This window comes from Herbiconiux oxytropis, assembly GCF_024979315.1.
In the GTDB taxonomy this organism is placed as follows: Bacteria; Actinomycetota; Actinomycetes; order Actinomycetales; family Microbacteriaceae; genus Herbiconiux; species Herbiconiux oxytropis.
The window spans coordinates 177,983-200,361 of the sequence record NZ_JANLCK010000007.1 but is presented as its reverse complement, the minus strand read 5'-3'; the positions used below and the strand labels follow the sequence as shown (position 1 = coordinate 200,361).

Sequence of the window (22,379 nt, the reverse complement as noted above, 5' to 3'; positions counted from 1 at the left end):
GAGGTAGAGATCCGAGTCGTTCCCGACCAGTGAGTTGCGTCCGGGCACACCGATGTCGACATCGGGGGCTCGCTGTGGTCGTGCCGGGTCAGCCGGCGCTCTCCCCGAAGGGTGCGGCAGCCGGTTCGTCCGTCTCTCTGGCGATGCCGGCTGCGGCGTCGGCGGCGACTCCTTCGTGGCGGCGGAGGTAGGCGGCGCGCACGGCGAGGCCTGCTCGGGCGTCGTGGATGAGCGGGTGGAAGAACGCCGTGCGGTAGGCCGCGTTGGTCGTGACCGACACGAGGAAGTTGAGGGAGGAGACGCAGCTCAGGAAGATCGACGTCTTGACGAGAGCCCACGTGAACGGGACCTCCACGCCGAAGAGCTCGACCATGGTGAGCCGGTCGCCGACCCAGGCCTGCAGCACCTCCTGCGAGAACGCGAACGAGCCGAGCACGATGAGGAACACGCACACGATCGCCGCGAAGACCAGGGTCTGGAGCACGAGGGCGAGCACGAGCACGGCCTGCAGGTTGACGCGTTCACGCCGGGCGAGCGGGGGCCCCGGCGTCGAGGCGTAGCCGTCGAGTTCGGCGAGGCCCGACGACTGCACGAGACGGATGCGTTCCGCCTGTTCCATGCTCTCGTCGAGCTCCTTCATCTCGACCCGGCTGACCGGGATGACGAAGAGGAGGCCGAGCACGAGGAAGAAGAGAGCGACGGCCACGAGGCGGGCGGGCGACATCGTGCTCGTGACATCCCACAGGGGCTTGGAGAAGAACGCGAACACCACGACGAGCATGAGGATGGGGAGGGCGCGCGTGACGAGCGCCCCGATCGCCGTGAGCTGCCGCAGCGCCGCGTGCGCCGCCCACGCCAGCAGCGATCCGACGCCGAGCCAGGTGAGCAGCACGGCGACCGCCACGATGAGCAGGTGCACCCCCGCGTGCCAGGCGGCCTCCCCGAGCGGTGAGGTCAGGGCTGTCACGCCGGGCAGGACGACGAGGTAGCAGACGAGCACGACGATCCCGGTGGGAAGAGCGGCTCGCGGGTGCGCTCGGAGCACCCGGGCAGAGAGCATCCCCAGCACGATCGGCACGGCCACGAACGCCACTCCGACGATCAGCACCGACCCGACGAGCAGCGCCACGATCATCGTGGAATCGAGCTCGACATCGATGTCGGCGTCGACGCCGAGCTGCACGAACAGCCCGGCGACCAGCGCGAACACCATGAAGGGCACCACCCGGCTCACCAGCCGGTCGCCCAGCGCCTCCTTGCGCACGAACAGCGGCAGGCCCACCGCCCGCAGCCATCGCTCGACGTCGCGCTCCTGTGCAGCCATCCGGCACCCCCTGGCCCCATTGTGCCGCACTCCGAAGACGTAACCTTTCCCGGGTATCCGGACAATACAGGGTATGGGCGATACAGAATCGAGCGAGGCCGGCATCTGGCGTCGGGGGCTCGAGGGGGATGCGAAGGCCTTCGGAGAGATCTTCGACCTGCACAAGGATCGGGTCTTCCGGCATGCTTTCAGGCTGCTGCTCGACCGCCATGACGCGGAGGACGTCACGGGCACCGTGTTCCTCGAGCTCTGGCGCAAGCGGACTCGCGTTCGAGTCGTCGACGGGTCGCTGCTGCCGTGGCTCCTCGTGACGGCGGGCCACGCGGCGGCGAACACACGGCGCGCCACGTCTCGCTACCGGGCCCTCCTCGACCGCATACCGCGCACCGAGCACCTGCCGGCGGTGGAGGACGAGGTGCTGGCCAGGCTGGCGCCCCTCGGGGAGGACCTCCACCGGCTCCTGCAGCAGCTCGGACCCATCGACCGGAGTCTCGCCACCCTCGTGATCGTGGAGGGCTACCCCATCGGCGAAGCCGCCGAACTCCTCAAGCTCACCCCCGCAGCCGCCAAGACGCGGCTCTCCCGCATGAAAGCGCGCCTCCGACTCACCATCGCACCGGCACTCTCCGGACAAGGAGACATCTCATGAACGACCTCGAACTCGACCCCACCTTCTCCCAGGCCTTCCGCACCGCACTCGTCGACGAGGTCGCGCTCGGCAGGAGACCGCGCCGACGCCGGATCTGGCTCGGCGCCGCCTTCGCCGGGATCCTGCTGGCGACGGGCGCGGGAGGGGTGGCCACCGCCACCCTGATGGCGCCTCCGGGGGCGCCGGCCTACGAGCAGTTCGGCGCGAAGGTCACGGCGACGCTCACGGAGACCGGCACCCTCGACCTCGGCGCACCGCCGGCAGGGGCCAACAGCATCAGCTTCACCATCGTCTGCCACACGGAGGGCTCGTGGTCGCAGGAGACCTACGGAGGGGCGGACTGCAGCGAGGTGGGAATCGGCACGGGTCGAAGCGGCACCATTCCGCTCACCCTCTCGCAGCAGTCCATCGTGCTGTTCGAGCTCGCGCCGGGCACGGAGGTGACCGCCACCGCCGCCTACAGCAAGAAGATCAAGACCGAGTTCGGTGTCAACGCGGCCGGTGAGACCTACGGATCGGGGGTAGGGGACCCGGATTCCACCCGCATGTACGCGATGAACGAGAATCCAGGACCGGATCTCATCGCCGCCCGCGCCACGAACTGCAAGACCGGGTACATCCGCTGGGAGGAGGAGAACGAAGCGACGGGCGGCAGCATCTCCAGTCTCGAGGAGGCGGCCGAGTGGATGGAGGGCGAAGTCCACATCGACAAGTACATCCCGGTCTACGAATCCGACGGCAAGACGGTCATCGGCGAGTTCCTCATCGCAGGCCAGCCGCGCCCCGGCGAACCTCTCACGGGCCTGCCCCCGTGCCCGTCGGATGAGTGACCTCCTCCCGGCGTCGGCCCACTGAGGCGGAGAAAGCGCGTAACACTGCGCCGCTGTCGGGCGGCATGTGTCCTGCCGGTGGCTGGGGTCGGGCGCTCGCCCCTACCGTCGCTGCATGACCTCCGACCGCCAGCTGCACCTGCTCGTCTTCGGCCACGTTCCCGGCAGCCTCGCCGGTGCGTGGCGCATACCCGGCGTGGAGAACGACCGCGCGAGTCTGCTGCGGCGGCTCGTGCAGACCGCTCAGGTGGCCGAGCGGGGGCTGCTCGACGGCATCTTCTACGCCGACGCCCTCAACTACGGCCCCGAAGCCACCTGGCCGCACAAGCAGCCGGACGACTTCGAGCCGATCACCACCGCCGCCTACCTCGCCGCCACCACCGAGCGGCTGGGTCTCGTGGTGACGGGATCGTCGCAGTTCCAGCCGCCCTACACGATCGCCAGGCAGCTGCTCTCGCTCGACACCCTCAGCGGAGGGCGGGCCGGCTGGAACCTCGTCACGAGCTTCGCCGAGGCCGCCGCCGCCAACTTCGGCGACCGCGGTGTGGTGCCGCACGACGAGCGCTACCGCCAGGCCGAGGAGGTGCTCGAGATCGTGCAGAAGCTCTGGGACTCGCTCGAGAGCGACGCGGTGGTCGGCGATCGCGACCGCGGCATCTACACCGACGTCTCGAAGCTGCACCGCACCGACCACCGCACCGAGTCGTTCCAGGTGCGCGGCCCGCTCGGCGCCCACCGCTCACCCCAGGGCCAGCCCGTCATCTTCCAGGCCGGCGCCTCCACCGCCGGCACCGCCTTCGCCGCCCGTCACGCCGACGCCATCTTCACCGGGCACCCCCTGCTGGCTCAGAGCCAGGCGTTCTATGAGCGCATCCGCTCCGAGGCCCGCGCCGCCGGCCGCAGCACCCTCCCGATCGTCACCCCCGGCCTCTCGTTCGTCGTGGGGTCGAGCGACGAGGAGGCTGCGCGCTTCGAGGAGACGGTGCGCGAGAGCTTCATCCCCGAATACCAGGCGGGCTGGCTGCAGGAGGTCGACATCGACGTGACAGGACTGCCGCTCGACGGCCCCGTGCCGCTCGACCGCTTCGCCGCTGCGAGCGAGAAGCACCACACGGCTCTCGCGGGCTACAAGACGCTCGCCACCGAGGGCAACCCGAGCCTCAGGGAGTTCCTCTACCGCACCATCTCGGCGTTCGGCCTGCGCGTGGTGGGCTCGCCCGAGCGCATAGCGGACGAGATCCAGTTCCGCTACGAGAACGGCGCCGCCGACGGCTTCATCCTGCAGCCGCCCGTGGTGCCCGATCAGCTCGAGCTCTTCGTCGAGCACGTGGTGCCGCTGCTGCAGCAGCGGGGACTGTTCCGCCGGGAGTACGCGGGCACGACGCTGCGCGACCACCTCGGGCTGACTCCCCCCGCGAACCGCCACACCGCCGCGCGCGCCCACACTCTCACCGCCGCCCGCTGACCCGCCCCGCGATCGCCGAGGACCGCCATGCCCCTGTTCCAGCTCGACGCCTTCAGCGTCTCCTTCGCCGACCCCGGTCTCCCTCAGCGGCACCGCTTCGCCCTGGACACCGTGCACGAGCTCTCCTACTCGGTCGAGCCGGGGGAGACCGTGGCGATCGTGGGTGAATCCGGATCCGGCAAATCGGTGTCGCTCCTGGCCGCGACAGGCCTCCTCGACGGCGACATCCGCACTCGTGGCCGCGTGCTCTTCAGGGACCACGACCTCCTCTCCCTGCCTCAGGCGTCGCGGCGCCGCATCCTCGGCAAGGAGATCGGCTTCGTCTTCCAGGATCCCCAGAGCAACCTGCACCCCTTCATGACGATCGGTGCGCAGATCGAGGAGGTGCTCACCGAGCACACCTCTCTGAACCGCACCGCCCGCCGCCGGCGCGTGCTCGAGCTGCTGGGTGAGGTCGGCATCCCCCGGCCCGAGGAGAAGGCGCAGCACCACCCTGGCCACCTCTCCGGTGGCCAGCGCCAGCGCGTGATGATCGCCATGGCGATCGCGCTGAACCCCGCCCTGATCATCGCCGACGAGCCCACCACCGCTCTCGACGTGAGCGTGCAGGCGGGCATCCTCGATCTGCTCACCCGGCTGCAGGCCGAGCACGGTACCGCCATCGTGTTCGTCTCGCACGACCTCGCCGTGGTCTCCCGGATCGCCGATCGGGTGGTGGTGCTGAAGGGCGGCCGCCTCGTCGAGACCGGCACACGCGACGAACTCTACGAGAACCCGCGCGAGCAGTACACACGCGACCTGCTCGAGGCCTCGAGGGCCCGTATCCGCCCCCGGGCTGCCCGTGACGGCATCCGAATCGGCCCGCCGCTGCTCGAGGTGACCGGCCTCACGAAGCACTACCGCCGCGGGCGCCGCACCACGACCGCCATCGAGGGCCTCGACTTCACGGTGGGCGAGGGTGAGATCGTGGGGGTCGTCGGTGAATCCGGATCGGGCAAGTCGACCGTCGGCACCATCGTCGCCGGCCTGCAGACGGCCGATGCGGGCTCGATCACGCTCGCCGGGCATCCGTACCCGGTGGGCGGACGGCATCGGGCCGGCACGACAGCGCCTCACCTCGCCCCCGAACTCCGGCGCTCGGTGCAGCTGGTGTTCCAGGATCCCTTCGCGAGCCTCAATCCGAGGCGCACGGTCTTCCAGTCGATTGCCGCACCGCTCGAGGCCCACGGCTGGTCGCGCGCCGCCGTGCGCGAGCGCGTGGCGGAGGTCGCCCGCAGGACCGTGGTCGACGAGGTGCTTCTCGAGCGCTATCCGGTGGCCCTCTCGGGCGGCCAGAAGCAGCGGATCGCCATCGCCCGAGCGCTCGCGCTCGGCCCCCGGCTGGTCGTGGCCGACGAACCGCTCGCCGCGCTCGACGTGACCACGCAGGTGGAGATCATCGAGCTCATCCTCTCTCTCCAGCAGACCCTCGGCACGGCGTTCCTCTTCATCAGCCACGACCTCGGCGTGGTGGCTTCGATCGCCCAGCGGGTGATCGTCCTGGGGCCGGACGGCGTAGCCGAGATCGGCCGCACCGAGCAGGTGTTCACGGAGCCTCGCTCGGAGTACACCGGCTCGCTGCTCGCGGCGATCCCGCGACTCGACGATTCTCCGGCGGAGGCTTCTCGATGACCGTTCTCGCCCGGCGCACGAGCGAACGGCGCCCGCGGCCGTCCCGCGGTCAGCGGGGCCGCTCGGACGGCGGACGCTCACGCCTGCGCGCCTTCCTGCGCGACCGCGCCGCGATCGCCGGATTCGTGCTCATCGGTCTCGTGGTGCTCGGCGCCGTCGCGGCACCGCTCGTGGCCGCGATCGTGGGCCACGGCCCGCTCGAGCAGCTCGCCGACGAGGCCTTGAGCGACACGGGTCTGCCCATCAGCGGCGGCAACGGCTTCCTGCTCGGCGCCGACGCCAACGGCCGCGACGTCTTCGTGCGCACGCTCTACGGCGCCCAGGTGTCGCTGTTCGTGGGACTCACGTCGACCACCATCGCCCTCGTGCTCGGCACGGCGGTGGGGCTCGTGGCCGGCTACGTGGGCGGTCGCACCGACACCGTGCTGTCATCGTTCACCGACATCGCACTCGCCTTCCCGTTCCTCATCACCGCCCTCAGCGTCGTGACGCTCAACCGGGGCCCGCAGGGCGACGACCTCGTCGATCCCGCCTGGGTCGTGATCGGCATCGTGGCGCTGTTCTCCTGGACCTACTTCGCCCGCCTCGTGCGCGGCCTCGTGATCGAGCTCAAGAGCCGCGCCTTCATCCAGGCCGCCGTCGGTTCCGGGGCAGGCCGCACCCGCATCATCCTCACCGAGATCCTGCCGAACGTGCTGCCGGCCGCCGTCATCTACTGGGCTGTGCAGCTGCCCGCGAACATCATCGGCGAGGCATCGCTGTCGTTCCTCGGCGTCGGCATCAAGGCGCCCACTCCCAGCTGGGGCACCATGATCGCCAACGCCCAGCAGACCGGGCTGTACCAGTACCAGCCGTGGCTGCTGCTGGCGCCCGCGATCTCGCTCTTCATCACCATCCTGGGCTTCAACCTCGTGAGCACGCAAGCACGCCGCCGGTTCGATCCCCGTTCGAGCGGACGGTAGCCACCCGTGACCTCCTACCTCACCACCCGCGTCGTGCGGATGCTCATCACGGTGCTCGCCGTGGTGCTCGTGACCTTCTTCCTCACCCAGATCGCGTTCTCCAACCCGGCGCGCAACCTCGCGCCGCCGAACGCGTCGGCCGAGACCATCCAGGCCATCGCCCGCGCCTACGGCATCGACCGGCCGTGGCCCGAGCAGCTGTTCGGTTACTTCGTGAAGGGCCCCGACATCCAGGGCACCCCCACGGGCCTCCTCAACTGGCCGCCGAGCCTCGGTTACTCCTACCAGGAGCAGCGCCCGGTGACCGAGCTGCTGCTCGAGAAGATCCCGGCGACGCTCTCGCTCGCGGCCGGGGCCTTCGTGCTGTGGATCGGGTTCTCCGTGCTGTTCGGTGTGCTCGCCGCGCGTCGCCAGGGCGGGGTGCTCGACAAGATCACCTCCGCCTTCTCCTACACGTTCCTCTCGCTGCCCACGTTCGTGACCGGCATGCTGCTCATCTACGTGCTCTTCTACCAGCTCTCGCTCGCCGGCTTCCGATTCTTCCCGAGCTCCGGCTACGTGCCCATCACCGAGTCGGTGGGTGAGTGGGCGAGGCACCTGATCCTCCCCTGGCTCACGCTCGCGCTGGCCGAGATCGCGATCTTCCAGCGCGTCATCCGCAGCTCGGTGCTCGAGGTCGTGGGGCAGGACTACATCCGCACCGCCAAGGCCAAGGGACTCCCGGATCGGCGGGTGTACTTCGGGCACGCGCTCTCGGGCGCCCTCAACCCCGTGCTCACCCTCGGCGGCATCGAGCTCGCCGCCATCATCGGCGGCGCGGTCATCACCGAGCAGGTGTTCGGCATCGATGGGATCGGCCGCCTCGCCGTCTCGGCCGCCTCCTCGGGCGACGCACCCGTGGTGATCGGCATCACCCTCTTCAGCGCGATGGTCTTCGTGGTCGCCACGTTCGCCGTCGACCTCATCACCTACGCCCGGAGCTCCCGGCAGTAGGCATCTCCACCCGAAAGGAACACAGCATGAACCTCCCCCGAAGACTCCTCGCAGCCGGAGCCGTGCTCGGCGCCGCGGCCCTCCTCGTCTCCGCGTGCACCGGGCCCGTGAGCGCCGACCCCGGTGCGGCACCGAAGGCGGAGACGGGCGAGGCCGCGTACGGCGGCACGCTCAAGGTGGGCGCCATCCAGGATTTCAACGCCCTCGACACGCAGCTGGCCTACTGGACCGAGGACTGGCAGGTCGTGCGCCTGCTCAGCCGCCAGCTCGTGACCTATCCCGGGAGCACGGAGGGCATCGGGGAGGACACCACCGTGGTGCCCGACCTCGCCGAGAGCTGGGACGTGAGCGACGACGGGCTCGTCTACACGTTCCACCTGCGCGACGGCATCCGCTATTCAGGGGCGAGCGACCGCGAGATCGTGGCCGACGACTTCATCTACGCCATCAAGCGCTTCCCCGACCCCAACAACCAGGTGTCGGCCATCACCTACTACAACGCTCTGCTGGAGGGCTTCGTGGAGTATCGGGAGAAGTTCGAGGCCGAGGTGCCGGTGGGCGACGTCGGCGCCGTGAAGGAGTTCATCGACTCGAACGAGATCAGCGGATTGACGGCCGTCGATGACAAGACGCTGCAGATCACCCTCACTCAGCCGGCCAACGACTTCCTCGACGTGCTCACGCTCAACTTCGTGTCGCCGCTGCCCGAGGAGGTCGTGTCGCAGTACTTCCCCGACAGCCTGGAGTACCGCCAGAACTACGTCTCGAGCGGCCCTTACGAGATCGAGTCCTACGAGCCGAACCAGTCGATCGCGATCACCAAGGTCGACGGCTACGACAACGAGGGCGATCCACGGCCGGCCTACATCGACCGTTTCGAGATCGACTTCAGCTACTCCACGGCGGATGCGGTGTCACAGGCCATCCAGACCGGCACGGTCGACATCGGCTTCTACGTCTCGCCCTACCCGGCCCATGTCATCCAGAGCTATCAGGACACCCAGCCCGAGAACCTGCACATCTCGCCGAGCGGATCGCAGACCTTCATCAGCATCAACAACCCGGATGAAAGCGAACCGCTCACCGAGGGCCAGGAGGCGCTGAAGGATCTGCGAGTGCGCGAGGCGCTTCAGTACGCCATCAACAAGGCCGACATCGTGCGCGGCCGGGGCGGCGAGGTGTCGGCCCAGGCTCGGAGCGAGATCCTCACCAGCACTCTGCTCGGCTACAACGACATCGACTACTTCGCGACCGAGGGCGACGAGGGCGACCCGGAGAAGGCGCGCGAGCTGCTGAAGGAGGCCGGCTACCCGGATCTGTCGCTCAAACTCGCCTACCGCGTCTCGCCCGAGAACGAGGCGATCTTCACCTCGGTGCAGTCGTCGGTGGCGCGCGCCGGCATCACGATCGATCTCGTGCCGATCCCCGCGGCCGACTACGCGGCGAGCCTCGAGGATCCGGCAAAGCGCGGTCAGTGGGACATCGCGCAGGGCGGTTACTCCCCCGACTGGCAGGGCAACGGATCGCGCATGATCGTAGGCGGCTGGCTCAACTCGGAGTTCAACCCGGGCTATGTGTGGAACGGTGTGAACTACCACAGCGATGCGCTGAACGCCGAGGTCGAGAAGGCCTTCGCGGCGCCCACGGCCGAAGCCGCCGAGCCGTTCTGGCAGGAGGCCAACCGGATCGCGAGCGAGGACGTGGCCTGGATCCCGCTGTTCGAGACCATCCGTGTGTTCCCCTCCTCCGACCGGGTCGCCAACTGGACCTGGCAGAGCCTCGGCAACGGCCCCGACTGGGCTTCGTTGCAGGTGGTCGACTGATGACGGATGCCGGTCTTCTGGAGTCCCGGCTCCCCGAGGGGTGGTGGGCCGAGCCGGTGCGAGCGGCCCACCACCCCGCCCTCGCGGCGTTCATCGACGCGGTGCCCTCGCACGGGCGCAAGTTCCCGGCCACGGCTGCGGGAGTGGCCGACGTCTTCGCGCACAGCGTGCCCTCGCACAGCCTGGTGCTGCGGGATGCGAGCGGCGACATCGGCGGATACACCGTGCTCTACGAGGCGGCGGACGACTCGTCGGTCGTGAACGCGGGGGCGGGGATCGGCGACGACGCGCCCGAGGGGCTCGCGGCCGCGGCTGTCGCGGCGCTCGTGGCCGGGTTCACGGAGTCGGCACCCTCGAAGCGGTCGCTGCGGGTGTTCTCGACGGTCGATCCGTCGCCGTTGTCGGCGGCGTTGGCCGCGGCGGGCTTCGGGATCGAGGCATCATTCTGGGGCAAGCGTCGTGCGGTGGCGGTGACGGATGCCGCGCTGCCGTCGGTGCCCGGCATCACGGTGCTGGGGTGGGCCGAGGTGGAGGCGCGGGGACTCGGCGAACTCGTGCGGCAGGCTCAGCACGAGACGTTCCTGCACCACTTCGGCGAACTCAGCAAAGACGAGGCCGCCTGGCGGCACCACCTCGCGGGGCCCGTGTTCGAGCCGCGCTTCTCCTTCGCCGCGCTCGCCGGGGCCGACGATCCGGTGGTGGCGGGCGGGGGTGTGCTGGGCGGCGTGCAGGTCGCGGGCTACGCCCTCGGCTCCAACTACACCGACGACGCCCTCGGCCACCGAGAGGTCAACGCGCACACCGATTACATCGGCGTGCGGGCACCGTGGCGGCGCCGCGGGATCGCGCGGCTGCTGCTGGCTCACGTGTGGCACGCGGCCCTCGAGGCCGGGCTCCCCGCCGCCTCCCTGGGGGTCGACACCGCGAACGAGCACGACGCCGCCGCCCTCTACGACGCCCTCGGCTACCGCACCCTCCACCACAACGCGGCCTGGTCGCTCACGGTGCCGTGACGGCTGACCGGGACGCACTGTTCCCTTCTGTTACGACCGGCCCGAGTCATCCGGTGGAGCGTGCCTATCGTGGGCACGCACCAAGAGAGAGGCACCATCATGACCATCCGCACCAAGGCCCTCGCGGCCGCCGCAGCACTCCCCCTCATCGCTCTGCTCGCCGGCTGCGCCGGACCCAGCGGTGCCGACACCGGTGAGGGCGGCGAGCAGACGGGACCCGTGCGCATCGGCGTCGTCGGCGCCAGCGACCCCTACTGGGACGTCTACAAGGAGGCCGCCGCCGACGAGGGCATCGAGGTCGAGATCGTCGACTTCTCCGACTACGCGCAGCCCAACCCCGCCCTCACCGAGGGCGAGCTCGACCTCAACCAGTTCCAGCACATCGTCTACCTCGCCCAGTACAACGTGTCGGCCGACGAGGACCTCGCCCCCATCGGCGCGACCGCGATCTACCCGCTCGGCCTCTACTCCACCAAGTACGACGACGTGGCCGACATCCAGGAGGGCGACACCGTCGCCGTGCCGAACGACGAGAGCAACCTGGCCCGAGGCCTCCTGGTGCTGCAGTCGGCCGGCCTGGTGGAGCTGAAGGACGGCGGGAGCATCTTCTCCACCGTCGACGACATCGACGAGGCCAACTCCAAGGTGAAGGTCACCACGCTCGACGCCGCTCTCACCCCCACCTCGCTGCCCGATGTCGCCGCCGCGATCATCAACAACGACTTCGTGGAGGACGCGGGACTGAAGGCCGAGGATGCCATCGCTCAGGACGACCCCTCCGACCCCAACGCCCTGCCCTACGTGAACGTCTTCGCGGCCAAGGCGGAGGACAAGGACAACGAGACCTACAAGAAGCTCGTGGAGATCTACCAGAACACCCCGGCCGTCACCGACGGCGTGCTCGAGGTCTCCGGCGGCACCGCCGTGCTGCTGAAGACCCCGGTTGCCGACCTCGAGGAATCGCTCGTCGACGTGGAGGCCGACACGAAGGCCCACCAGGGCTAGCACCGCATGCCACTGGTCAGCCTGAGGGACGTGCGGAAGTCGTATCCCGCCGCCTCGAAGAACTCTGAACCGGTGACCGCCGTCGCCGGCGTCGATCTCGATATCGACGCCGGCGACGTGTTCGGCATCATCGGCTACTCCGGTGCGGGCAAGAGCACGCTCGTGCGCCTCATCAACGCCCTGGAACCCGTGACCTCGGGCAGCGTGCTGATCGATGGTGTCGACGTGTCGAAGCTGGGCGAGAAGGAGCTGCGCAAGCTGCGGCTCGGGATCGGCATGATCTTCCAGCAGTTCAACCTGTTCGACTCCAAGACGGTGTTCAACAACGTGGCCTACCCGTTGCGGGTGGCGCGCACCCCCAAGCCCGAGCTGCAGCGGAGGGTGGCCGAGCTGCTGAAGTTCGTGGGCCTGGCCGACAAGGCCGGCAATTACCCCGAGCAGCTCTCTGGCGGCCAGAAGCAGCGTGTGGGCATCGCGCGCGCGCTCGCCACGTCGCCTCGCATCCTGCTGGCCGACGAGGCCACGAGCGCCCTCGACCCCGAGACCACCCACGAGGTGCTGTCGCTGCTGAAGCGCGTGAACGAGGAGTTCGGCGTCACCATCATCGTCATCACCCACGAGATGGATGTCATCCAGACGCTCGCCAACAAGGTCGCGGTCATGGATCGCGGCCGGGTGGTGGAGCAGGGCGACGTGTTCGAGGTGTTCTCGCGGCCGAGAGAAGCCTCGTCGCAGCGCTTCGTGGCCACCGTGGTGCGGGGCGTGCCCTCCCCCGCCGAGCTCTCGCAGCTGCGGGAGCGGCACCCCGGGCGCATCGTCACCCTCAGCTTCCGCGACGGCAGCGGCTCGCAGGGCGCCGTGTTCCTCGAGCTCGCGCAAGCCGGCATCGGCTTCGAGCTCGTCTACGGCGGCATCAACGACATCCGCGGGCAGGCCTTCGGTCACCTCACCCTCGCGCTCACCGGTGCGGATGCGGCGATCGACACCGTGCTGGCCCGGTTCGCCGAGACCATCGAGGTCACGGAGTCGACGAGCTCCGACACGAAGGGCGCCGATCGTGGATGAACTGGTCCCCCTGCTGCCGCGCCTCGGCGTCGCGACCTACGAGACCCTCTACATCGTCGTGCTCAGCCTCCTCTTCGGCGGTGTCGGCGGACTGATCCTGGGGCTCGGGCTCTACACCACCCGCGCGGGCAGCCTCTACCCGAACAAGCCGCTGTTCGCGGTGCTCAACGTCATCGTCAACGTGTTCCGTCCGATCCCGTTCATCATCTTCCTGGCGGCTGCCCAGCCGCTGGCCCGGCTCGTGGTCGGGATCGGCATCGGCAACACCGCGATCATCTTCACGCTCTCACTCGCGGCCGTCTTCGCGATCAGCAGGATCGTGGAGCAGAACCTCATGACGGTGCGGCCCGGAGTGATCGAGGCGGCCCGTTCCGTGGGGGCGAGCCGGCTGCGGATCATCCTCACGGTGGTGCTGCCGGAGGCCCTCGGCCCGCTGATCCTGGGCTACACCTTCATCGTGGTGGCGCTCGCCGACATGTCGGCGGTGGCAGGGCTCGTGGGCGGTGGGGGGCTCGGCACCTTCGCCATCCAGTACGGCTATCGGCAGTTCGAACCGGTCGTCACGTGGGCGGCCGTGCTCGTGATCATCATCTTCGTGCAGGGCGTGCAGTTCCTCGGCAACTTCCTCGCCCGCAAGGCCTTCCGCCGCTAGGCCCGTGAGCATCGCGAGCCCCTCGGCCGTCGTGCAACACTTGTTGAACAGACATAGATCGGCCTGCCCCTGGGCTCCGCCGGAACGGAGCGAGCACCATGAAGTCGACCGCCGGATTGGCCGCGATCCTGGGGCTCATCATCCTGCTGATGCTCGTGCTGGCACCCTCCGGGCCGCCGGCGTTGTACGTGATCGGGGCTGTGCTGTTCTTGGCGGGGATGCTCGGCATCACGTTCCCGGCGCCCGGGCGCAAGAAAGAGGAGTGAGCCTGTGGTGGCGTCGTTCGAGTGCGTGACCCGGTCGAGCAGGTCGGTCGAGGAGATGTTCGACCTGGCGCGCAGCATCGACGCCCACACGGAGTCGCAGGCCGCTTCAGCGGAGGAGGCCGTCGGCGGTGTCACTCGAGGTCTCATCGGGGCCGGCCAGGATGTCACATGGACCGCTCGCCACTTCGGGATCCGCTTCTCGCTCACCAGCGCGATCACCGAGTTCGAGCCTCCGCGCCGCTTCGTCGACGAGCAGACCCGGGGGCCGTTCGCGTCGTTTCGGCACGAGCACGTGTTCGAACCGGCCGACTCGGGTTCCGTGATGATCGATCGCATCCGCTTCGCCGCACCGCTCGGCCCCCTCGGCCGCGTGGCGGAGAAGCTCGTGCTCGAGCCCTACCTGCGCCGCCTCATCGCCGAGCGTGGCGCATTCCTGGCCGGGCCTTCGATCGCACCCGCGACGGGGTAGCCGATGGCCGGCTCCGGGAATGATCGGCTGAGCCCGCGCGTGGCCGGGTGGCTGGCGATCGCCGGGTCGCTCGTCGTTGCCGTCGTGGGAGGCTTCCTGCTCGCCAACCCACCCTGGAGCATCCTCGGCGCGTTCGTGCTGGTCGCCGCGACAATCGTGCTGTCGGTCGGGACCGTCTGGCTCCATCGGCGGTCGTGGCACGAACCGTGGCCGCCGGATGCGACGCCATCGCTGCAGCAGCAGATCCGGCGACTTCGCGTGCTGTCGATCGTCGGCAGCATCCTGTGGGTGGGCATGATCGCCGCAGGCGTCGTCGCCATCGTCAGCCAGAACGGGTGGCGGCTGCTCTTCGTGGCCTTCTTCCTGGTGACGGGCCTCAGCAACCTCAGCCTGAACCGACGCACGCTGCGCCTTCTGCAGGAGAGCCGGTCGGAGGACGGATCCGCTAGCGCTGCTCGATGAGGGTGAGCTGGGTTCCGTCGGGGTCGATCAGGAAGCCCGCCCGGAGGCCCCAGTCCTGCAGGCGCACCGCGTGGAGACGGGGCATGCCCGTCGAGGCCTCCGGCACGCCGGACGCGCGGATCGCCTCGTAGAGCTCGTCGACGTCGGCGACTCGGAGGCAGCACATGAAGCTGCTCGCGAGCGGGTCGAGCGAGGGTGCGGGGAAGAACTCGAGCTGGAGGGCGCCTCGGCTGAGATCGAGGCTGCGACCATGCCCCGATCGTGCCAGAAAGCGGCTACGGGTTCGAGGTGAGCGAGGGCCGGGAGAGCAGCTCGTACTCGAGCTCGATGTCGAAGCGCTGGCGGCGACGGTGGGCGGTGAGGCGGCGGTCGATGCCGGCCCCGATGAGGGCGAACGCCAGCGCTATGCCCGCCAGCGGGCCGGCATGCGTGGTGGTGAGGAGCCAGAGACCACCGAGGAGCGCCAGCACACCGAGAACGAGCAGAATGGAGCCCGCACGCTGCAGGCGCTGGATGCCCAGCAGGCGCTCGGTCGGGGTCTCGATCATGTCTTCGACAGTACGCCTCACCACCGACACCGCCTCCCCCTTGCAGAAGATTCGCGCGTGTGCAGAACTCGTCGCGATCGGTCGCGCCCAACCCCGCCGGACCCTTGAAACGCGGAGACCCACCGCCTGCGCAGACCGGTGCGTCGCGGGGTGGGTCTTCCGGTCGAGTTGTTGGCCCGGGCCTGGCGGGCGTCCGCGAAGCGGACGCGGGAGACGACTCGACCGGAAGATCCACCCCGCGACGCGCCACCCCGAGCTGACCCGGAGACGACATCTCCACCCATTTCTGCACGTGTCGAATTACTGCTTGACACGCGTGAAGGATGGCCCTTAGCCTCTCTGCAGAGCGGTTCATGTGAGCGATCACATGAGCAATTCGGGGAGCCTTGAGCGGGGATTCGAACCTTGGATCCCAACTCCCCGATGCGCCCTGAAAGGACCGAACAGTGCTGTTCGACGTATCACTCGGCGAAGCCTTCGTGCTGATCGCCATCCTGTTGGGAGTCGCGGGCCCTCGCCGCGTGGCGGGCCTTCTCCGCGAGGTGAAGTCGCGCATCCGCTCGGCTCGCCAGCTGCTCCAGGGCACGTCGCAGACCGTGACCGAGGCCTGGGCCGAACATCGCTCCCAGCTCGGCCTCGACGACATCAAGAACCTGGATCCGCGCTCCGCGCTCCGCGAGGCCCTCGAGGAGGACGAGCCCGAGCTGCCGTCGACGTTCGTGGCCCAGCCACCGCCGATGCCCGAGGCAGCCGAGCAGCCCGCCCACCAGCCCGCCGGCCACTGAACCACCCCCTCAACCATCCCCCTCACAACGACAAAGGAGTCACCATGCCCTTCAACCTGCGCCCCGCAGAACTCATCCTGATCCTCGCGATCATCCTGCTCATCTTCGGCGCGAAGAAGCTCCCCGATCTCGCCCGCGGGATCGGGCAGTCGCTGCGCATCTTCCGCAAGGAGATCAAGGACCTCACCGAGAAGGACAAGACGGGTGACGACGACGCCGAGCGCGAGACGGCCCCGGCTGCGGTCGCCGTCTCGCAGGCCGCGCCCGTGCCGGCCGCTGCCGCCGCCGCGCCAGCCGCTGCCGCCGCCCCTGCTGCGGCAGCCCTGCACGAGCCGGTGACCACGCCGGCCGCGGTCCCCGTCGCCGCCGGCGAACGCGCCTGATGGCCCTCGCAGCGCACGCGCTGCGGTGGCGGTCGCCCTCCTCGCGCAGCCGGGAGGATGCGAGCGTCCCCCTGCGCGAGCACCTCGTCGAGCTGCGCAAGCGGCTCCTGCTGGTGGCCGTCGGGATAGCCCTCGGCTGCGTCGCGGGCTGGTACCTCTACGAGCCCCTCTTCGCGGTGTTCCAGGATCCGATCAGGCAGGCCGCCGCGGCCTCCGGCCACCAGTTCACCCTCACGTTCAGCACGGTGACCTCGTCGCTCGACGTGCGGGTGCAGGTGTCGCTCGTGATCGGGCTCGTCCTCACCGCGCCGTGGACCGCCTACCAGGCGATCGCGTTCGCCTGGCCCGGACTGAAGCGCCGCGAGCGGTTCGCCGTGGTGGCGTTCCTGGCCGCCGGGCTGCCGCTGTTCCTGGCCGGGGTCACCGTGGCGTGGCTCATCATCCCGAGCGCCCTGTCGCTGTTCAGCGAACTGGCGCCGGCGGGCACGGCCACGCTCGTCAACGCCGACGTCTACTTCGCGTTCGTGATGCGCATGGCGGCCGCCTTCGGAGCCGCGTTCCTCCTGCCGCTCGCCATGGTGCTGCTGACCAGGATCGGGCTCGTCGGCGGCAGCGCCTGGCTCAGCCACTGGCGCTGGTCGATCGTGGCCGCGACGGTGTTCGCCGCGGTCGCGACCCCCACGGGTGACGTGCCCACCATGCTCGCCCTCGCCACCCCCATCGCCGCGCTCTACCTCGCGGCGACCGCCATCTGCCTGCTCCACGACCGGCGGCTCGCCCGGTCGATCGAGCGCGGCACCTACTCGCGGCTGATCGCCGCCTAGCACCGCTCTCCCGCTGTCACCCGGCCGCGCGCCCCCGGCGCCCGGTGCCTCCGGCGCGCCCGGATGACCGCAGGAGCGCCACCGAACCCTCAGATCCGCATCACCCAGAAGAGAAGGAAACACGACCATGACAGGTGACAAAGGAGTCGCGCTCACCAGGCGACGACTGCTCGGCGGCGGCGCCGCTCTCGGCGGCATCGCCGTGGCGACCCGCGTGCTCAATCCCGGCCAGGCGGCCCCCGCGTCGGCCCAGCCGGCGGGCGCAGCGGCGAGCGCCGTGGCGGCAGGCCCGCGCAGCGCTTTCCACCGAGCGGGAGCGACGCATCCGGCTCGCACCGTGCGCGCCGCGGCCAAGGAGGTGTACCCCGAGAGCTGGAGCCTCAACCCGTTCCCGCTCAGCGCCGTCACCCTCGGCCAGAGCGTCTTCACGCGCGCGCAGCAGCAGGCGCTCATCCTCAACCGGGCCTACTCGGTCGACGCGCTGCTCGCCGTCTACCGCCGGAACGCCGGCATCGACACGAAGGGTGCGCGCCCGCCGGGCGGCTGGGAGGAGTACGGCCCGAATCCGGATGCCCAGCGCTGGGGCCCCGCCGAATACACCCGCGGCCAGAACACGGCCGGAGCCGGCGGACTGCTCAGGGGACACTACGGCGGGCACTTCCTCAGCGGACTCTCGATGGCGTACGCCTCGACAGGTGAAGCGGCGCTGGCCGACAAGGTCAACGCGTTCGTGGCCGGGCTCGAGGAGTGCCGGGCGGCGCTCGCGGCGCAGACCCACAACGGCGCACCGCGCTACTCGCACCCGGGGTTCCTCTCGGCCTACGGCGAGTGGCAGTTCTCGGCGCTCGAGGCCTTCGCGCCCTACGGCGAGATCTGGGCTCCCTATTACACGCTGCACAAGATCGTGGCGGGGCTGCTCGACGCGCACGCCTACGTGGGCAACGAGCAGGCGCTGAAGCTCGCCGAGGGCATCGGGCACTGGGTGCACTCCCGGCTCGCGAAGACCACGGCCGAGCAGCGGCAGAAGATGTGGGCCTCCTACATCGCCGGCGAGTGCGGCGGCATGAACGACGTGCTCGTGCAGCTCTACTGGCGCTCGAACGACGCCAAGAAGCAGGAGTTCCTCGACGCCGCCAACCTGTTCACCTACGACGCCTTCGTCGACGCCTGCGCCGCCGGCGAGGACACGCTGAACGGCCGCCACGCCAACCAGTACATCCCGACCTTCGTGGGCTACATCAAGCTCTACAACCAGACCGGCGAGCAGCGCCTGATCGACGGGGTGCGGAACATGTTCGACATGGTCGTGCCCGGGCGCACCTACGCGCACGGCGGCACCGGCGAGGGGGAGCTGTGGGGGCCGGCGGGCGCGGTGGCGGGCGACATCGGCCCGCGGAACGCCGAGTCGTGCGCCGCCTACAACATGCTGAAGGTCGCGCGCTACCTGTTCATGAACGAGCAGGACACGAAGTACATGGACTATTACGAGCGCACGGTGCTGAACCACATCCTGGGCGGGCGCCGCAACCGGGAGTCGACCACCGGGCCGGAGAACTGCTACATGTTCCCGGTCAATCCGGGCACACGGAAGGAGTACGGGAACGGCAACATCGGCACCTGCTGCGGCGGCACCGCGCTCGAGAGCCACGTGAAGTACCAGGACACGATCTACCTGCGCGCCAAGGACGCGTCGGCGCTGTTCGTGAACCTCTACATCGCCTCCACCCTCACCTGGGAGGAGATGGGCCTCGTGCTCACGCAGGCCTCCTCCTACCCCGAGAGCGACACCTCCACCCTCACGATCGACCAGGCGCCCCAGGGTGCGCTGACGATCAACGTGCGGGTGCCGGCCTGGGTGACCGGGGGTGCCGAGATCGCGATCAACGGCGTGCCCACGGGCACCGCGAACACGCCAGGCAGCTACGTGCCGCTCACCCACGACTGGAAGAAGGGCGACACGATCACGGTGCGGGTGCCGCTGGCGCTCCGCACGGAGCCCACGCCGGACCGCGCCGACATCCAGGCCCTCGTCTACGGGCCGACCGTGCTGACGGCGGTCGATCCGTCGACGAAGTACCTGAAGGTGTCGCTGTTCGCGCGCCAGGGTCTGGACGGGTCGATCAGCCGCGGGGTCACGCAGGAGCCGAACAACGTGTTCGTGATCGACGGCCGCGTGTTCGAGCCCGCCTACAACGGCAAGGACGTGCAGTACCACATGTACTTCGAGCGTTCCGAGCCCACGGTGGTCTTCGCCGGCCGGAGCGCCGGGGTGGCCAACCCCAAGCGCACGCAGGGTGGGTCACTGCTCGATGAGGTCTGGGCGAAGGCCCCCTTCGCCGACCGCAACGCCTTCATCGAGGCCGTGCGGAGCGTCTCGCAGTCGTTCGTCGACTCGGGGCTTCTCTCGGCCCGCGACCGCCAGAAGGTGCTGCTCGCCGCCGGCCGCGCACCCATCGACTCCTAGACCCGCGACATCGCAGCAGAAAGGCACGATCATGACAGACACGACAATCAGGCGAAGGTGGCGCACGCGCTCCTTCGCGGCGCGTTCGACGGCGGTGGTCGCGGCGGCGGCGCTCGCGCTGTCGGCCGCGATCACGGCTCCGGCGGCCTTCGGCTCCCCCTCCGACGGGCCCGCGGCCGAGGAGCCGCAGCCCACGAACGTGGCGCTCGAGTCGCCCGACAACCCCAACGCCCCCGATCTCGAGGTGAGCTACGTCACAGGCTGGAACTCGGCGGCGGCGCTCAACGACGGCAAGAACGAGGCGACCAACAGCTACACGGGCATGTGGGGCACCTGGGGCGACCCGGCGAATCCCGAGGCCGACGTGGCGACCTACACCTGGGCCGCTCCGGTGAAGGTCTCCTCCTCCGCCGTCTACCTGTGGCAGAACCACCTGACCGGGGATGGCGGGGTGCGCATCCCGGCCGCGTGGTCGCTCGAGTACCTCGGCGACGACGGCGAGTGGGCGCCGGTCACGGGTGAGGCGCTCGCCTACCCCGTGCCGGAGCTCGACGAGGCGAACCCCGTCTCCTCCCTCCCCGCGGTCAGCGCCTCGTTCGACGCCGTGACCACGAAGGGGCTCCGCCTCTCGCTCACGCGCGCCGACGTCGGCGGCAGCCGGGCGGCGACGAGCACCATCGAGTGGGAGGTGACGGGCATCACGGTGCCCGAGCCGGAGCCCGAGCCCGAGTCGCCGGAGGACTACATCCTGGCCGAGGACGTCGCGGCGCGCACCACGCCAGGCACAGCCCCCGAGCTGCCCGGCGAGGTGTGGGTGATCGACGAGAACGGGCCTCTGCACTACGTCGCGGCGACCTGGCAGGCGGTCGACGCAGGCTCCTACGCCGCGGCCGGTACCTTCACGGTGGAGGGCGACCTCGAGGGCTACGAGTCACAGCCCGTCACCGCCACGGTCCACGTGGCCGACGAGCTCTCGGATGCCATCGAGTCGGTCGAGTACGCCACCACGATGACGCAGCCGGGCACCGCGCCCGAGCTGCCGCGCACGGTGTTCGCGGTCTACGACGACGGCACCGCGAGCAGCACCGTGCCGGTGACCTGGGACGCCATCGATCCCGCCGCCTACGCCGACCCCGAGTCGGTGTTCGATGTGGCGGGCACGGTCGAGGGCTTCGAGGGCGGTGCCATCGCGACGGTGTTCGTGATCGAGGCGCTCAGCCAGACCGACCCCATCGTCACCATCGCGTTCGACGCGGTGCCCGCGGGATCCGGCTGGTACACCACGGCGCCCACCGCCACGGTGGCCGCTCAGGAGACGGCGAGCCCGGTCGCGAGCATCGAGGTCAGCCTCGACGGCGGCACCACCTGGCGCGCCTACGACGGTCCCTTCGCCGTGGAGGGCCAGGGCGACGTGACCGTCACCGCCAGAGCCACCGCGGAGGACGGCGCCGTGGGCTCCCGCGACGCCTCCGTGAAGATCGACACCGTGGCGCCGGTCACCGGCCACGAGATCGTGGTCGACGGCTCGTCGGCGACCGTCACGCTCGCGCCCACCGACGCCGAGCCCGGCTCGGGGGTCGCGCGCACCGTGTGGTCGGACGGACCCGATCCCTCCCCCACCGGTGAGGAGAACAACATGTACGCCACCTACGAGGAGCCCTTCTCGGTGCAGCTGACCGAGGCGGCGCGCTACGTGCACATCCGCACGCAGGATGCCGCGGGCAACGAGGAGGAGACGCAGACGATCACCCTGCCGGCCGCCGAGCCGGGCGGCGACCCCGAGGTGGAGGTGGACCGCCTGGCGGGCGCCGACCGCTACGAGGTCTCGATCAACACCTCCCGCGCGGGCTTCCCGGACGGTTCCGACACCGTCTACGTCGCCTCCGGAGCGGTGTTCCCGGATGCGCTGTCGGCGGCTCCTGCGGCCACGGTGGCCGGGGCCCCGATCCTGCTGACCACGGCGGCGACCCTGCCGGCGGGCGTGAAGGCCGAGATCGAGCGCCTCGGCGCCTCGCGGATCGTCATCGTCGGCGGCACGTCGACGGTGAGCCGCTCGGTGGAGTCGGCGCTCAAGAAACTCGGCACGACCGTGCGGATCGGCGGCGCCGACCGGTACGAGGCGTCACGGAACATCGCGGCGGCGGCCTTCCCCCGGGGAGCCGAGGTCGCGGTCCTGGCCAACGGCACGACGTTCGCCGACGCCCTGTCGGCCGGTGCGGCGGTCGACGGCCGCGGACCGGTGCTGCTCGTCAAGGCGGGATCGTCGCTCGATGCGGCGACCACGCGACTGCTGAAGCGCCTCGGCGTCGAGCAGATCGTGGTGGCCGGTGGTGAGGCATCCGTCTCGGCCGGCATCGAGGCCTCTGCCGCGAAGATCGCGGAGACCGTGCGGCTCGGTGGGGCCGACCGGTACGAGGCGTCGCGCACGATCAACGCCCACTTCTTCACCGAGGCCGAGCACGTGCTGCTCGCGACCGGTCAGAAGTTCCCCGACGCCCTGTCGGGATCGGCGTACGCCCCGCGGATCGACGCGCCGCTGTTCACCGTGCCGGGAACCTGCATCCCGGCTGAGACGCTCGCGCAGATCGAGGCGCTCGGCGCCACGGAGGTGACGCTGCTCGGCGGCACCGCCACCCTCGGCGAGGCGGTCGCGGAGCTGGAGGCCTGCACGCCGTAGCGCGCACCGCCCCGCACCGCGGACGGCACCGGATCCTCACGGGTCCGGT

22 protein-coding genes are annotated in these 22,379 nt (G+C 69.9%); 19 read left to right on the top strand and 3 right to left on the bottom strand.

All coding sequences use genetic code 11. The annotated features are described in order from the left end of the window. Positions 1–88: 88 nt before the first annotated feature. Positions 89–1,324: a hypothetical protein gene (locus N1028_RS13885; protein WP_259529946.1), complete on the bottom strand. Its 1,236-nt coding sequence runs from the start codon at positions 1,322–1,324 to the stop codon at positions 89–91. A gap of 73 nt (positions 1,325–1,397) precedes the next feature. On the opposite strand from N1028_RS13885, the gene N1028_RS13880 reads away from it, so the two are divergent. From N1028_RS13880 to N1028_RS13815, 14 genes are all read left to right on the top strand, one after another. Then, positions 1,398–1,973: an RNA polymerase sigma factor gene (locus N1028_RS13880; RefSeq protein ID WP_259529945.1), complete on the top strand. Its 576-nt coding sequence runs from the start codon at positions 1,398–1,400 to the stop codon at positions 1,971–1,973. Further along, positions 1,970–2,803 carry a hypothetical protein gene (locus tag N1028_RS13875; protein ID WP_259529944.1) on the top strand — a complete coding sequence of 278 codons (834 nt, stop codon included), beginning with the start codon at positions 1,970–1,972 and terminating at the stop codon, positions 2,801–2,803. The genes N1028_RS13880 and N1028_RS13875 overlap by 4 nt, the downstream gene beginning before the upstream one ends. A gap of 115 nt (positions 2,804–2,918) precedes the next feature. Beyond that, positions 2,919–4,268: an NtaA/DmoA family FMN-dependent monooxygenase gene (locus tag N1028_RS13870; RefSeq protein WP_259529943.1), complete on the top strand. Its 1,350-nt coding sequence runs from the start codon at positions 2,919–2,921 to the stop codon at positions 4,266–4,268. A gap of 27 nt (positions 4,269–4,295) precedes the next feature. Next, the gene (locus N1028_RS13865) at positions 4,296–5,939 is read left to right on the top strand and encodes a dipeptide ABC transporter ATP-binding protein (protein WP_259529941.1); all 1,644 of its coding nucleotides are present in this window, start codon (positions 4,296–4,298) and stop codon (positions 5,937–5,939) included. Next, the gene (locus tag N1028_RS13860; protein WP_259529940.1) at positions 5,936–6,901 is read left to right on the top strand and encodes an ABC transporter permease; all 966 of its coding nucleotides are present in this window, start codon (positions 5,936–5,938) and stop codon (positions 6,899–6,901) included. Before N1028_RS13865 ends, N1028_RS13860 begins: the two co-directional genes overlap by 4 nt. A 6-nt stretch (positions 6,902–6,907) precedes the next feature. Further along, positions 6,908–7,894 carry an ABC transporter permease gene (locus tag N1028_RS13855; protein ID WP_259529939.1) on the top strand — a complete coding sequence of 329 codons (987 nt, stop codon included), beginning with the start codon at positions 6,908–6,910 and terminating at the stop codon, positions 7,892–7,894. Positions 7,895–7,920: 26 nt separating this feature from the next. After that, the gene (locus N1028_RS13850) at positions 7,921–9,717 is read left to right on the top strand and encodes an ABC transporter substrate-binding protein (protein WP_259529935.1); all 1,797 of its coding nucleotides are present in this window, start codon (positions 7,921–7,923) and stop codon (positions 9,715–9,717) included. Beyond that, positions 9,717–10,730, top strand: a complete 1,014-nt coding sequence (locus N1028_RS13845; RefSeq protein WP_259529933.1) for a GNAT family N-acetyltransferase — start codon at positions 9,717–9,719, stop codon at positions 10,728–10,730. Before N1028_RS13850 ends, N1028_RS13845 begins: the two co-directional genes overlap by 1 nt. Before the next feature lie 99 nt (positions 10,731–10,829). Continuing rightward, a complete protein-coding gene (locus N1028_RS13840; RefSeq protein WP_259529931.1) occupies positions 10,830–11,735 on the top strand; it encodes a MetQ/NlpA family ABC transporter substrate-binding protein in 906 nt (301 codons plus the stop codon). A 6-nt stretch (positions 11,736–11,741) separates the two neighbouring features. Further along, on the top strand, positions 11,742–12,800 hold the full coding sequence (locus N1028_RS13835; protein ID WP_259529929.1) for a methionine ABC transporter ATP-binding protein: 1,059 nt from the start codon (positions 11,742–11,744) through the stop codon (positions 12,798–12,800). Next, a complete protein-coding gene (locus N1028_RS13830; RefSeq protein WP_259529927.1) occupies positions 12,793–13,452 on the top strand; it encodes a methionine ABC transporter permease in 660 nt (219 codons plus the stop codon). The genes N1028_RS13835 and N1028_RS13830 overlap by 8 nt, the downstream gene beginning before the upstream one ends. Positions 13,453–13,550: 98 nt before the next feature. Then, a complete protein-coding gene (locus N1028_RS13825) occupies positions 13,551–13,718 on the top strand; it encodes a hypothetical protein (RefSeq protein WP_259529925.1) in 168 nt (55 codons plus the stop codon). Between the two features lie 4 nt (positions 13,719–13,722). Continuing rightward, positions 13,723–14,187: an SRPBCC family protein gene (locus N1028_RS13820; protein WP_259529924.1), complete on the top strand. Its 465-nt coding sequence runs from the start codon at positions 13,723–13,725 to the stop codon at positions 14,185–14,187. Between the two features lie 3 nt (positions 14,188–14,190). Then, positions 14,191–14,649, top strand: coding sequence for a hypothetical protein (locus N1028_RS13815; protein WP_259529922.1), 459 nt, complete (start codon positions 14,191–14,193; stop codon positions 14,647–14,649). On the opposite strand, the gene N1028_RS19830 is transcribed toward N1028_RS13815, so the two are convergent. Together N1028_RS19830 and N1028_RS13805 are read right to left on the bottom strand one after the other, a co-directional pair. Next, positions 14,633–14,917: a DUF8817 family protein gene (locus tag N1028_RS19830; protein ID WP_510727681.1), complete on the bottom strand. Its 285-nt coding sequence runs from the start codon at positions 14,915–14,917 to the stop codon at positions 14,633–14,635. The two genes, N1028_RS13815 and N1028_RS19830, sit on opposite strands and share 17 nt — an antisense overlap. Before the next feature lie 7 nt (positions 14,918–14,924). Beyond that, complete coding sequence (locus N1028_RS13805; RefSeq protein ID WP_259529918.1) at positions 14,925–15,197, bottom strand: hypothetical protein; 273 nt, start codon at positions 15,195–15,197, stop codon at positions 14,925–14,927. Positions 15,198–15,643: 446 nt separating this feature from the next. On the opposite strand from N1028_RS13805, the gene N1028_RS13800 reads away from it, so the two are divergent. The 5 genes from N1028_RS13800 to N1028_RS13780 all read left to right on the top strand — a co-directional run bounded on the left by N1028_RS13800 (position 15,644) and on the right by N1028_RS13780 (position 22,330). Next, a complete protein-coding gene (locus tag N1028_RS13800) occupies positions 15,644–15,982 on the top strand; it encodes a Sec-independent protein translocase family protein (RefSeq protein ID WP_259529916.1) in 339 nt (112 codons plus the stop codon). A gap of 44 nt (positions 15,983–16,026) precedes the next feature. Beyond that, the gene (tatA, locus tag N1028_RS13795) at positions 16,027–16,365 is read left to right on the top strand and encodes a Sec-independent protein translocase subunit TatA (RefSeq protein WP_259529915.1); all 339 of its coding nucleotides are present in this window, start codon (positions 16,027–16,029) and stop codon (positions 16,363–16,365) included. After that, positions 16,365–17,189, top strand: coding sequence for a twin-arginine translocase subunit TatC (tatC, locus tag N1028_RS13790; protein WP_259529913.1), 825 nt, complete (start codon positions 16,365–16,367; stop codon positions 17,187–17,189). Before tatA ends, tatC begins: the two co-directional genes overlap by 1 nt. Before the next feature lie 127 nt (positions 17,190–17,316). Next, positions 17,317–19,653 carry a beta-L-arabinofuranosidase domain-containing protein gene (locus N1028_RS13785; RefSeq protein WP_259529911.1) on the top strand — a complete coding sequence of 779 codons (2,337 nt, stop codon included), beginning with the start codon at positions 17,317–17,319 and terminating at the stop codon, positions 19,651–19,653. A 31-nt stretch (positions 19,654–19,684) separates the two neighbouring features. Continuing rightward, a complete protein-coding gene (locus tag N1028_RS13780; protein ID WP_259529910.1) occupies positions 19,685–22,330 on the top strand; it encodes a cell wall-binding repeat-containing protein in 2,646 nt (881 codons plus the stop codon). Positions 22,331–22,379: the final 49 nt, after the last annotated feature.